9 protein-coding genes are annotated in these 12299 nt (G+C 68.2%); 4 read left to right on the top strand and 5 right to left on the bottom strand.

The annotated features are described in order from the left end of the window. Nucleotides 1-181 precede the first annotated feature (181 nt). On the top strand, nucleotides 182-1195 hold the full coding sequence (locus tag OVA17_RS02150) for a LacI family DNA-binding transcriptional regulator (protein WP_267787864.1): 1014 nt from the start codon (nucleotides 182-184) through the stop codon (nucleotides 1193-1195). Between the two features lie 52 nt (nucleotides 1196-1247). Here OVA17_RS02150 and OVA17_RS02155 read toward each other — a convergent pair whose 3' ends face one another. From OVA17_RS02155 to OVA17_RS02175, 5 genes are all read right to left on the bottom strand, one after another. Continuing rightward, on the bottom strand, nucleotides 1248-5888 hold the full coding sequence (locus OVA17_RS02155; RefSeq protein WP_267787865.1) for an ExeM/NucH family extracellular endonuclease: 4641 nt from the start codon (nucleotides 5886-5888) through the stop codon (nucleotides 1248-1250). A 303-nt stretch (nucleotides 5889-6191) separates the two neighbouring features. Beyond that, nucleotides 6192-6578 (bottom strand): 50S ribosomal protein L7/L12, encoded by a 387-nt coding sequence (rplL, locus tag OVA17_RS02160; RefSeq protein WP_013585572.1) that lies wholly within the window; start codon nucleotides 6576-6578, stop codon nucleotides 6192-6194. 39 nt (nucleotides 6579-6617) lie between these two features. Beyond that, nucleotides 6618-7133: a 50S ribosomal protein L10 gene (gene rplJ, locus OVA17_RS02165; protein WP_094735742.1), complete on the bottom strand. Its 516-nt coding sequence runs from the start codon at nucleotides 7131-7133 to the stop codon at nucleotides 6618-6620. Nucleotides 7134-7504: 371 nt separating this feature from the next. Then, nucleotides 7505-8488 (bottom strand): hypothetical protein, encoded by a 984-nt coding sequence (locus OVA17_RS02170; RefSeq protein ID WP_267787871.1) that lies wholly within the window; start codon nucleotides 8486-8488, stop codon nucleotides 7505-7507. Nucleotides 8489-8752: 264 nt separating this feature from the next. Next, entirely contained in the window at nucleotides 8753-9154 is a 402-nt protein-coding gene (locus OVA17_RS02175) for an SIP domain-containing protein (RefSeq protein ID WP_267787873.1), read from the bottom strand. A 102-nt stretch (nucleotides 9155-9256) separates the two neighbouring features. Here OVA17_RS02175 and OVA17_RS02180 point away from each other — a divergent pair, with 102 nt between their 5' ends. The 3 genes from OVA17_RS02180 (at nucleotide 9257) to OVA17_RS02190 (ending at nucleotide 12191) form a co-directional block, all read left to right on the top strand. Continuing rightward, complete coding sequence (locus OVA17_RS02180; protein ID WP_267787875.1) at nucleotides 9257-9931, top strand: YqaJ viral recombinase family protein; 675 nt, start codon at nucleotides 9257-9259, stop codon at nucleotides 9929-9931. A 99-nt stretch (nucleotides 9932-10030) separates the two neighbouring features. Next, nucleotides 10031-11725 (top strand): MDR family MFS transporter, encoded by a 1695-nt coding sequence (locus tag OVA17_RS02185; RefSeq protein WP_267787876.1) that lies wholly within the window; start codon nucleotides 10031-10033, stop codon nucleotides 11723-11725. After that, nucleotides 11718-12191: a MarR family winged helix-turn-helix transcriptional regulator gene (locus tag OVA17_RS02190; RefSeq protein WP_267787878.1), complete on the top strand. Its 474-nt coding sequence runs from the start codon at nucleotides 11718-11720 to the stop codon at nucleotides 12189-12191. The genes OVA17_RS02185 and OVA17_RS02190 overlap by 8 nt, the downstream gene beginning before the upstream one ends. Nucleotides 12192-12299 lie beyond the last annotated feature (108 nt).

The raw sequence follows: 12299 nt of genomic DNA on the forward strand, positions 1-12299 counted from the left end.
ACGCAACCGTAGAGGCAATCCCGAAGACTTGCAACCGGCCTCAGGTCACGAACCGATAACTAGCGGAAAGACGCGGCTCCCGCCCGGCATATCGGGCCGGGACCGGTTCCACTTTGTGGGATTCTCGGATACTCTTTCCGACGTCGACACGGACGTCGACGCATCACGAGGAGATCAGGGCATGAGCGGAATCGCCGATGTGGCACGCCTGGCAGGCGTGTCCAAGTCGACGGCGAGCCGCGCTCTCACGGGCGGCGGCTACGTCTCCGACGGAACGCGCCAACGCGTCACCGACGCCGCGGCATCACTCGGCTATGTGCCCTCGACGAGCGCGGTGAGCCTCGCGACCGGGCGCACGCGCACGATCGCCCTGATCGTCCCGAAGGTCAACCGCTGGTACTTCGGCTCGATCGTCGAGGGCGTGGAACGCACCCTGATCCCCCTCGGCTACGACGTCACCCTGTACGTCGCCGAGCCGGGCTCGAACGACCGCGAGAGTCTGTACTCCACGTACCTCGCCCGAAAGCGCTTCGACGGCATCATCGCCGTCGCCCTCGAGCCCGACGACGCCGACCTCGAGCGCCTGGCGAACATCGGCAAGCCCGTGGTGAGCATCGGCAACGCCCTGAGCGGAGTGCCCACCCTCGGCCTCGACAACGTCGCCATCACGCGAATCATCACGCAGCACCTCATCGCGCTCGGCCACACCGATATCGCTTTCGTCGGCAGTACCCCTCGCAGCGACGCCCCCGCGAAAGACGTCGACGAACGCTCGATCGGGTACCGCAACGCGATGAACGACCACGGCCTCGCCGTGCGTATCCGAAGCGTCCCCTCCACCCTCACGATCACCGATGCCTACGCGGCCGCGGCGTCGTTCCTGGCCGATGCGGCATCGCGTCCGACGGGAGTCGTCGCCGCCTGCGACGAGGTCGCCATCGGCGTCATCATCGCCGCGCGCCGCATGGGCATCTCGGTGCCCACCGAGCTCAGCGTCGTCGGGATCGACGGTCACGACTACGCCGAGATGTTCTCGCTCACCACGATCGAGCAGTTCCCGCAGGCACAGGGCGTCGAAGCGACCCGCATGCTGCTCTCGATGATCGAGGGAACGGACGATCAACCCGCGTGGCGTACCGAGGCGGATACGCGCCTGGTCGTCCGCGCCTCGACCGCTCCCCCGCGCTCCACGTGAAAAGACGGGACCCCGGATGCCGTGGCATCCGGGGTCCCGTCTTTCTCACTCGTCAGTCGGCCTGGCGCGTCGCCCGTCGGCGGGCCACCAGACCCAGACCCAGCAGCGCGAGGGCGGCGAGCACGCCCGCACCCATCCACGCCGTGTCGGTGCCGGTGGTCGGCAGGGCGCCCGAACCGGAACCGCCCTGGCCCTGGCCCGCACCGTCGCCGGGGGTGCCGACGCCGTCACCGGCGGCAGCGACCGTCACGGGGACGACGACCTCGGTGCCGGTGGGCTGCGCCGTCAGGCGCAGCTGCAGGGTTCCGGCGGCGTCCGCGGGCACGCCCACGGTGAGAGTCGCGGACCCGTTCACAACCGGGACGCTCGTCGCCGACGGAGCCGCGAGAGCCGCGACCCGCGCCGTCGGAGCGGCGAACAGGGCGAGGCGGGTCGACGCGACCTCGGCCCCGAAAGAGGCCTCGAGGGTCGTGTTCTCCGGCGCACCCAGCGACGTGAGGTTGAGGTTCGACACCGTCACCGTGAGGTCGGTACCCGGGGCGGCCGTCGTGGAGCCCGACACCTGCACACCACGGGCGGTGAAGTCCGGGGTCAGGCCGGGGTTGTCGGTGAGATACCGGATCCACGCGTCGCGGTCGATCAGGCCGGAGTCACGGGTGTCCGTGCCCTGCGCGAAGACCGAGAAGCTGTCGCCGCCGCCGAGCAGGAAGTTGAACGAACCGACGCGGTATCCCTTCGTGGGGTCGACCGCCACACCGTCGATCCAGAGACCGGTGATGCGCTGGCCGGCCGGGAGCGACGCGTCGTACGTGTACCGGAGATTCTCGGAGACGCCGAGCGATAGGTTGGCGTTGTCCGTGCGCCGCGAGAAGTCACCCCACTGCTGCTCGAGCACCTGCCGCAGCTGATCACCGGTGAGGGTGGTCGTCCACAGGTTGTTCAGGAACGGGAGGACAGCGTTCGCCTCGGCGAGCGTGACGACGCCGTCCGAGCCGTAGAGCAGCTCGTCGCGCAGTCCACCGGCGTTGACGAACGAGACCTCCGCACCGCCGCGGTCGGGATCATCGAGCGAGTCGAGCAGAGCGTCGGCGACCAGACCGCCGAGCGCCGATTGCTTCGTACGATCGCCGCGCGTGCCGCCGGTGTAGACACCGTCGACGTACGAGCCACCGCTGAACGCCGTCGTGATGTCTGCGCCCACCGACCCCACCGCCTTCTGTCCGACCACGTCGGCCTCGGCACGCGCCGCGGTCACGATCGCGTTCACCTCGGCGACGCGCGGATACGTCCGGATGAGCTCCGCGTCCAGCGCCGTGTTGACGGCCGCGTCCTTGCCCCCGAGTCGAGCGACGTTGCGGGCGGAGGAGGTGACGACGTCACCGTCGGCGTCGACGTTCAACACGATCTGACCGACGTTCTCCCCGTAATTGCCGGTCTGGACGATCGGGCGGGTGCCCTCGCGGCCCGGGATCGGTGCGTTCCATGCGTAGAGCTGGTGCGTGTGGCCGGTGAAGATGGCATCCACCTCGGGTGAGGTCTCGGTCACGATCTTCGCGAACGGTCCACCGGCCGCGACGGCCTGCTCGAGCGTCGTCGTCTTCTCGCCTGCGCCGGAACCCTCGTGGTACTGGGCGACGATCACATCGACCTGGTCGTCGATCTCGGCGACGACGCGGTTGACCTCGGCGACCGGCTCCCGGAACTCGATTCCCTGGATGCCGCTGGGCGTGACCAGCGTCGGAGTCGACTGCGTGATGGCTCCGATCACGCCGACGCGCACGCCGTCGACCTCGAAGATCGCGTATTCCTGCAGGAGCGGCTTGCCGTCCTTGAAGACGTTCGCGGCCAGGTAGGGGAAGTCCGCGAGACCCTCGACGCGCCCCGTGAGGTCGTCGGCGCCCTTGTCGAACTCGTGATTACCCGTGGCCGAAGCCTTCAGGTCGAGCGCGTTCAAGACGTCGATCGTCGGCTTGTCTCCGAAGTACGACGAGGCGAACACCGAGGCGCCGATGTTGTCGCCGTTCGAGATGAACAGCGAGTTCTTCTCGCCGTACTGCGCGCGGACCTGCTCCACGGTTCCGGCGACCCGCACCGTGTTGGCGTCGATGCGACCGTGGAAGTCATTGATGCCGATGAGGTTGACCTGGGTGGTCGGCGACAGGTCGAGGCCCACGATCACGGGATCGTGGTCGCTGGAACGGTAGGGCGAGGAGTCGTAGAAGTTCAGCGCGTTGTAGTTGAAACGGCTGTACTCCAGGGCCAGGGCCTCCACCGCATTGATGTTCCAGATGTCGGCGCCGGTGACCAGCTCACGCGCCGAGGGCGAGGCCAGCACGTGGTCGAGCGAGCCCGACTGGCCGCTGAAGGAGTACGAGTACTTGCCCGTACCCGCCTCGAGCGTCTCGAAGCCGAAGTCGCGCAGCTTCTGGATCGGGTCTTCCTGCGAGTAGGAGTTGAAGTCACCGAGCAGGAACACGTCGTCGGTGCCGACGGCGGCCGAGCGGGACTTCGCGAAGTTTCCGAGGGCCTCCGCCTGACGCACACGGTCGCCGTTGAAAGCACCCTGGATGCCGTTGGCGTTGTCACCCGTCGCCTTGGGGTTGCTGTCGCCCTTCGACTTGAAGTGGTTCACGATCGCGAGGATCTTGGCATCCGGGAACGCGACCGGAGCGAACGCCTGAGCGAGCGGCTGGCGTGCGTTGCGGAAGGCGGCGTCGTCGAGGATGACGCTCTCTCCCACGGGAGCGGCGACGGCCTTCTTGTAGATGAAGGCCGTGCGGATGACGTCCTCGGTCGCGGGCAGGGCCGCGGGCGAGGGGACGAACGCCCACTGCTCGGAGCCGAGCGCCGCGTTGAGGGCTCCGACGAGGGTCGACAGCGCCGCGTCGCGGTTCTTGCCGAACTTCGCCGAGTTCTCGATCTCCTCGAGCGAGACCACGTCGGCGCCGAGGCCGTTGATCGCCGCGACGATCTTGTCCTGCTGGCGCTGAAGGTTCTCCGCGTTCGCCGCACCGCGGGGGCCGGGGGCAGGGCACGTGTCCGCCGTGATCGGGTTTTGCTCGCGGTCCCTGTAGACCGAGGTGCATCCGACGCTCTCGGCGGTGGTGGTGAAGTAGTTCAGCACGTTGAAGCTCGAGATCTTCAGGTCGCCGCCGACCGGTGCGGGCGCCTTCGTGCGGGTGTTCGCGAAGGTCGCGGGCTGTACGTCCTTGGCGTTGTCGACCGTCAGCTGCTGCGTCGGCTGGAACTTCCAGGCGTTGTTGCGGTAATCGAGGACCACCGGCTTCGTGAACGTCACCGGGGCGCCCACGCGCACCGGGGTCGTCAGCGACACGTACGGCAGGGGGATGCCCTTGTTGGCGTCGCTCAGGAAGTTGATCGACGCTCCGTCGTCGAGCACGACGGCTCGGGCCTTGTTGTCGGCGACGGCGGCGACGTACTCGGGGCTGTCGGGAACGGCCACGTCGGTGGGCGTGCGCAGGGGCGTGGTGCCGGCGGCGAGACCCACCTCGGCGTACTGGTTGGTCGAGTACGAGTTCGTGACGGTGAAGTCACCCTGCGGAGCGAGGAGCATGCCCTCGAAGCGCTCGCGCTCTTCGTCGGTCTTCGGCCACGTGATCTTCGCGGGCTGCACGGCGGCGACCTGCTCGGTGAGCACGCTCACCCCGGAGGCCTCGGCGGTGATCTGCGTCTGGCCCGAGAACTCCTTGGCCGTGCCGGTCACCTCGACGTGCTGGCCGACGGCGACCTTCGCCGTCGCGGCCGATCCGTAGACGAAGATCGCATCCGACGCCCGGTGCGCGGCGACGTCGAGCTCACCACCGGTGCCTGGCGTCTGGATGAAGAAGCCGTTGTAGCCGCCGGTCGGGTACGCCGCGGTCACGATGCCGCGCGTGGTGACGGTCTGCTCGGCCAGGGGCGTGGTGGCACCCGTGCCCTGGATGTCACGGATCGGGATCACCGTGCCCGGTGTGACCGGCGGCGCCTGCGTCGCCGTGGCGGACGGCGAGGGGGACGGCGACGCCGAACCCGACGGGTCGGGGTTCGGCGCTGCCGTCCCCGAGCCCTGCGGCGTCACCGTGGTGGTGTTGGTGAAATCCTTCGAGTTGTCGTTGGTGTCGGCGAAATTTGTGCGGACGAGCGCGTTCGGGGTGGTGGTGCCGCCCGCGACCGTCGCGGGCGCCGTCTCGAAGCTGACCGCCGAGCCGTATCCGAGGAAGTCGACGACGCGCGAGTACGCGATGGATCCGCCCGGGAGCTCGAGTGCCTCGGCGACATTGGCGAGGAAGAGCTGGCCCGACGTCCCGCCGGGGTTGAGCGTGCTCGTGAGGTCGGTCTCCGGGAGTACCGCACCGGTGGTGCCGTTGCCAGGCAGCCCGATCAGGAAGTACCCGCCGGGTTCGATCAGGCCGCTGAGCTGCTGGGTGTTGGAAGCCGAGGCCTTCGCGACACTGGAGTCCTTGCGGTACTGCAGCGACCACCCGCTGAGGTCCTGCGCCGTGTCGCCCGCGTTGTAGAGCTCGACGAACTTCTGGTTGAAGAAGGCGCCGGCGCTCCCGCCCTTCAGGTAGGCCTCGTTGATCACCACCTTCGAGCCGACGGCGGCCGAAGCCGGGAGGGGCACGATCGCGGAACCGAGCAGGGCGACACCGAGAGCGGCGCTCAGTGCGGTGGAGAAACGGCGTGCGGACACGCGCGAAGCAACGGAAGGCATGGGTCTCCAAGTACCGGCGTGCACAGGGCGACGTCGGAGGTGGGGGGATCGACGGGGGGTCTCAACGACCGTAAATGATCCACATACCCTTTTCCCAGACTTCTTTATTTCGATCTGGTGAACATCGGTTCCTCAACGGGTGAAACCGCGTCTCACAGAATCGAAGGTGACCTCACCCTCGGACGGCCGACGTCTCTCACCTCCCGGGTGGAACGACGAAGGCCCGGATGCCATTGGCATCCGGGCCTTCGTGTATCGCGTTGAAGCGACCGCGAAGCGTGATTACTTCAGGGTCACCGAAGCGCCGGCCTCCTCGAGGGCAGCCTTGGCCTTCTCGGCGGTCTCCTTGTTCGCGCCCTCGAGCACGGCCTTGGGAGCGCCATCGACGACGGCCTTGGCCTCGCCGAGGCCGAGCGAGGTGAGCTCGCGGACGACCTTGATGACCTGGATCTTCTTGTCACCGGCGGCCTCGAGGACGACGTCGAACGAGTCCTTCTCCTCGGCCTCTTCGGCGGGGGCAGCGCCACCGGCGGCGGGGCCGGCAACGGCCACGGGGGCGGCAGCGGTGACGTCGAAGGTCTCCTCGAACGCCTTGACGAACTCCGACAGCTCGATGAGCGTGAGCTCCTTGAACGCGTCGAGCAGCTCTTCGGTGCTGAGCTTAGCCATGTTGTATCTCCTTGATCGGGTTAATCATCCGGGGCCGAGTCAGGCCGCGGTGTCCTGCTTCTCGCGCAGCGCGTCGACCGTGCGAACGGCCTTCGACGGAAGCGCCTGGAAGACGTATGCCGCCTTGGTCATCGTCGCCTTCATCGCACCGGCGAGCTTCGCCAGCAGGACTTCACGGCTTTCGAGATCGGCGAGCTTGTTGACCTCATCCGCGGTCAGAGCGGCGCCATCGAAGTAGCCGCCCTTCACCACGAGCTGAGGGTTAGCCTTGGCAAAGGCACGCAGGCTCTTCGCGACGGCGACAGGGTCACCGTGCACGAACGCGATGGCAGACGGGCCCTTGAGCTCGTCGTCCAGTCCCGTGACCCCCGCGTTAGCCGCGGCGATCTTGGTCAGCGTGTTCTTCACCACGGCGTAATCCGCGTCCTGACGGATGTCGTTGCGCAGCTGCTTGAGCTGGGCAACCGTCAGACCGCGGTACTCGGTCAGCAGAACGGCGGTCGAGCTCTCGAAGTTCTTCGTGAGCTCGGCGACCGATGCATCCTTCTGCGCCATGGCCACTCCTTGTGTGAACGAGGCGCTCCGCGATGGCGGGGCGCCGGCCGAAGACACCGGGTCCGGACAAAAAGAAGAGCTCCGGCGCAGGCGCACGGAGCTCGGATTCCCGAAGGAGAGTTCGTTTACCTGCGTAGGTCCCCTGCTTTTCAGCAGACGCTTCGATCGGAATGCGAGCACTCCGATAACCGACGGTCTTTGGCTTGGTCACTACTGTACCCGATGCCCCGCTCCCCCGCCAAACCAGCCCTCCATCCCCGGACAACCCCGCGTCCACATCACGTGACGCGGACGAAAGCACATGTACGGCGATGTGCGTTCGACCACGTCGCGTGATTTCGCGAGCGAAGAGCGGGAGGACCGTCGCATGCTCAACGCGGCAGATCGACGCCGAACGACGCGAGGCGCGCAGCCAGCGCCTCCGGCGTGGCGATGTCCCGAAAGCCGCCCCGGCAGACTTTCCAGCCCGTGACCGCGCGGATCCAATCTTCACGTCGTTTCTCCTGCAGCAGAACGTCGTCGGCGGACTTTTTGCCACGCATCACCGGGTCGGTGTATTTGCCCGCGCCGTCGAACTCCCAGAAGACGTGTTGAGTTGGCAGAGCGATGTCCGCGAAGTAGGTGGTTCCTTGTGGTCCGGCCACCGCCGCCTGAGGCTCGACGGTGTATCCCAGCCGAACGAGCTGCACCCGGCTCACGCTCTCCCCGACGGACTCGGCCCGACCGTCGGCAGACGCGATCACCCTCCGAGCCTGAACGACCCCCCGAGCTCCCGGCGCATTCCGCGTCCGTTCCGACATGAGATCACGCCACTCCTCTTGAGCATCCGGGTCGAAAATGCGACCTTCGACCGATTTGCCGCGCAGAGCCCCATCGGCGCACGCGACCGCCGTCTCGAACGGGCTGGTGCGCGCCACGTCGAAGACCGTGCGCTCCACGGATGTGCACCGAATGCCGTCGACCTCGACGATGTCGTCGTCGTCGAGCCGGCCCTGATGACGCTGCAGGCCAGGACGGCTCGACGCGCGGCGGCCGCCAGCCAAGGTCATCTGGATCGGTTGCTCGACGAAGCGGTACAAAGGCAGACCGTGGAGCACCGCAGCCGACAGGTGGGAGACGGCCGCTGACCCGCCCCGCATCTGCTCTGCGGCCGCGACGACCCTGAGCCGGTGTTGCGCCGACGGGAGCAACTCCGCGAACGGCGCTCGTGCGACGTAGGCGTTGCGTTGCAGACGCTTAAGCGCGCCCGCCCCGTTCGCCCGCCGGATCTCGCTCAACGCGACGTCACGGTCGACGAGCTGCGAGCGCGTGTGAATGGCGCGTCGGGCGTCGGTGATTGTGCGGTCGTTCGACATCCTCCGACCCTGCCCACTTCTCCGTCCTGTCCGGCTTGTCAGCACCCCAATCCGTGGGCAGCGGTCGGCCTCGCGCCACTGGGGAGAAACCTCTCGCCCCGTCTCGCCCCGTCTCACCCCGCCTCCCCCGCCTCCCCCAGCCGAGGCCACGCAACGCCCCCAGCCCTCGACATCACGCGACCTCGTCCGCACCACACGTCATTGCGTGTCCGTTGGCCCGGTTCACGTGAGTTGGGCGCTCACCGCCGCTCCACCCGCCGCGGGTCAGGAGACGCGCGCCGCCGGCAGCATCGCCCGGGTCATGCGCACGATGCGCGAGGGCGTGCGCGCGCCGAGCCACACCGTGCACACGGGCGCCTCTCCGCAGGCCCACTCGGCGCACCACGCGTGGATCGCCGTCGCGAGCCTCTCGCCGCGCGGGCGCAACTCGCCGTCGATCGTGCGGTCGAGCCAGCTCACCCGCGCCGCCGGGGCGTCGAACGCCTCGATCTCGTCCGCGCCGCAGATCTCGACCAGCACGGTCGCGTGCGCTCCGGGCGAGAGAGCCGCGGCGATCCGACGCATCTGGGGGGTGTTCCGCGCGTCGCCGCCGAGCAGCACCGCGCCTTCCAGGTCGCACCAGCGACCGCCGTCGGGGCGACGCAGCGAGGGGTCAACCGAACTCATGCACACAACTTAGGTCACCCTTACTTCACCCACAAGACCCCGGATGCCGACGCGCCGCTGCTCGCATGCGCTCCACGGGCGGGCGGGGTTAGGGTCGAAACCATGTCGCCCGAGCTCGTCGCCTCTCGCAGCGCCGACCTCGACGCCCGGATCGTGGCCGACTCGCGCGATCGCGTCTCGTGGATTCGCGCGCGCTCCCGGGGCATCACCGCCACCGACGTGGCCGCACTCACGAGCGCCAATGCGATCTCCCGGGCGGCCGATGCCAAGCTCATGGGCTCGAACTTCTCGGGCAACGCCTTCACCGCCCACGGTCGTCGTCGCGAGCCCGAGATCGCCGCATGGGTGGCAGCCACCCATGGCATCCGACCGTCGTCCGCGCTCTACCACGCGGTCGTCGAGAAGCGCCACCTCGCGACCCCCGACGGAGTGGTCGTCGACGGCGAGGGCCGCATCGTCCTCGCCGAGATCAAGACCACCAACAAGGCGTGGCGCTCGATCCCCAAGACCTACATGCGCCAGATCTGGTGGCAGCAGCACGTGCTCGGCGCCGAGCGCACCCTCGTCGCCTGGGAGCAGCACGACGGCTTCGTCCCCCTGCACGACGAGCCGCGATGCCAGTGGATCGACCGCGACGAGCGCGAGATCGCCAAGCTCGTGGGGCTCGCGACTTCGCTGATCGACGAGCTCTACCGCCGCACCATGGAAGCACGCCGGCCGGTGCCGGTGCAGAAGGAACCCACGGACAGGTATCGGGCTCTCGCCCTCCTCGATTAATAGTTGACGGAAGTCAAGCAATAGGCGTATCGTTGACATCAGTCAACCAATCGCGCCAGTGTCGTCGCGGCATCCGTCCCCCTTTCGTGGAGTTCCCGCATGACAGCAACTTCTTCCGACGCGCCCGCACAGCGGCGCGTCCTGCCGGCTCTGATCGGCCTCCTGCTCGGCACCTTCGTGTCGATGCTCGCCTCGACCGTCGTGTCGACCTCGCTGCCCGTCATCGTGCACGATCTGTCCGGCGACCAGAACGCCTACACCTGGGTCATCACCGCGACCCTGCTCACCACCGCGATCTCGACCCCCATCTGGGGCAAGCTGGCCGACCTGTTCAACCGCAAGGTGCTCATCCAGATCGCCATCGCCATCTTCGTGCTCGCGACGGCCGCCGCCGGCTTCTCGCAGGACACGAACATGCTGATCGCCTTCCGCGCGGTCCAGGGTCTCGGCGCCGGCGGCCTCGCCGCCCTCAGCCAGGTGATCATGGCCGACATCATCAGCCCCCGCGAGCGTGGTCGCTACATGGGCCTGTTCGGCGCGGTCATGGCCGTCGCCACCGTCGGCGGCCCTCTGCTCGGCGGTGTCATCACCGACGCGTTCGGCTGGCGCTGGAACTTCTTCGTCGCCCTCCCCTTCGCCGTCGCAGCCCTGCTGATCCAGCAGCGCACGCTGCACCTTCCGGCACGGGCGAAGCGCGCGGTGAAGATCGACTACGTCGGCATCGTCCTGCTCTCGGCCGCCGTGTCGTTGCTGCTCATCTGGGTCACCAACGCCGGCAGCACCTTCGAGTGGGCCAGCACCGAGACGCTGCTCATGGTCGGCGGCGCGGTCCTCGCCGCGATCCTGTTCGTCGTGGTCGAGCTGCGCTCCTCCGAGCCCCTCGTGCCGCTCACCCTGTTCCGCGACGCGACGTTCACCCTCGCCACGATCGCCTCGATCGCCACAGGACTCGCGATGTTCGGCACCTCGGTGTTCCTCAGCCAGTACATGCAGATGGCCCGCGGCGCCACGCCGACCGAGGCGGGCGTCATGACGATCCCGATGATCGGCGGCCTGCTCGTCTCGTCGATCGTCGTCGGCGCCCTGATCTCGCGCTTCGGTCGCTGGAAGCCGTTCCTCATCGCCGGTGGCGTGCTGTTGATCGCGGGTTCCTTCCTGCTGTCGACCATCCACTACGACACGAACTTCACCCTCGTCTCGATCTACATGGCGTTGCTCGGCGCCGGTGTCGGCATGACGATGCAGAACCTCGTCCTCGTGGTGCAGAACACCGCCAACCCCACGCAGATGGGCGCGGCGAGTTCGGGCGTGACGTTCTTCCGGAGCCTCGGCGGCACGATCGGCGTCTCGGTGATGGGTGCCGCTCTCGCGAGCATGGCGACAAGCCTGTTCACCGACCGCGCGGCCGACCTCAAGGCCGCCATCATCGGCCTCGGCGCCGATGGGGCCTCGGTCGCGCAGAGCCTGCAGTCGGGAGCCATCCCGCAGGTGTCGACCCTCCCCGAGAGCGTCCGCGTGATTGTCGAGGACATCTATGCGCAGTCGATCGCCCACTCGTTCCTCATCGCCGTGCCCGTCGCGGTGGTGAGCCTCATCGCGATCCTGTTCCTGCCCAACCGCCCGCTGACCCGCATGACGACCTCCGAGCGTGTCGCGGCGAGCGAGGCCGACTTCGCCACCGTGTCCGTTCCCGAGGCCATGGCCACGCTCTCGGCCACCGGTACCATCCCGACACAGGATGCCGGCTCCCCGCGCCGCGCACGCCGAGCGGCCGAGATGGGAGAGGATGGCTGACGTGACGAGCGAACAGGACGACGAACGCCGCGTGGCCGTGCAGGCCCTGGAGTCGTCGTTCTCGGAACTCATGACCGTGTTCCGCCGCTTCGTCTCCGAGGCGGCGGAACGCGTGAGTCCGGGAATGCTGCCGGCGACGTTCAAGGCCCTCTCGGTGGTGAGCCGCTTCGGCCCGCTGACCCTGTCGGCCCTGGCCGAGCGGCTGGCCGCCGACAAGGGCTTTCTCAGCCGCTCGATCACCGAGCTCGAAGATCTCGGCCTGGTCACGCGGACGCCCGATCCGAACGACCGCCGCTCACGGCTGATCGCCGTCACCGAGGTGGGCCACGCGCGCCTCGCGGAGGCACGTGCTCCGCACGAGAGCCGCCTGTTCGATGCGATCGCCGATTGGACCATCGACGACATCCGCCATCTGTCGACGCTGCTGCACGCTCTGGCCGTCGGCGAAGTCCCCGCCCGCGACTGATCGCTCCCCGGGGCCGGGCAGGAGCGGGCTTCGCGACACGGTGACCGAGGCGTAACACCGCCGAGACAATGGCGGGGTTGACTGAGGGGATCGCGGCGAGGTCGCCGC

Origin of the sequence: Microbacterium sp. SL75, assembly GCF_026625865.1 — a bacterium.
In the GTDB taxonomy this organism is placed as follows: Bacteria; Actinomycetota; Actinomycetes; order Actinomycetales; family Microbacteriaceae; genus Microbacterium.

Excerpts from the sequence above, each read along its gene's own strand:
- rplJ (WP_094735742.1), bottom strand. The coding sequence starts at position 7,133 with ATGGCGCAGAAGGATGCATCGGTCGCCGAGCTCACGAAGAACTTCGAG.
- OVA17_RS02170 (WP_267787871.1), bottom strand. The coding sequence starts at position 8,488 with ATGTCGAACGACCGCACAATCACCGACGCCCGACGCGCCATTCACACG.
- OVA17_RS02180 (WP_267787875.1), top strand. The coding sequence starts at position 9,257 with ATGTCGCCCGAGCTCGTCGCCTCTCGCAGCGCCGACCTCGACGCCCGG.
- OVA17_RS02150 (WP_267787864.1), top strand. The coding sequence starts at position 182 with ATGAGCGGAATCGCCGATGTGGCACGCCTGGCAGGCGTGTCCAAGTCG.
- OVA17_RS02190 (WP_267787878.1), top strand. The coding sequence starts at position 11,718 with ATGGCTGACGTGACGAGCGAACAGGACGACGAACGCCGCGTGGCCGTG.
- OVA17_RS02185 (WP_267787876.1), top strand. The coding sequence starts at position 10,031 with ATGACAGCAACTTCTTCCGACGCGCCCGCACAGCGGCGCGTCCTGCCG.
- OVA17_RS02175 (WP_267787873.1), bottom strand. The coding sequence starts at position 9,154 with ATGAGTTCGGTTGACCCCTCGCTGCGTCGCCCCGACGGCGGTCGCTGG.
- rplL (WP_013585572.1), bottom strand. The coding sequence starts at position 6,578 with ATGGCTAAGCTCAGCACCGAAGAGCTGCTCGACGCGTTCAAGGAGCTC.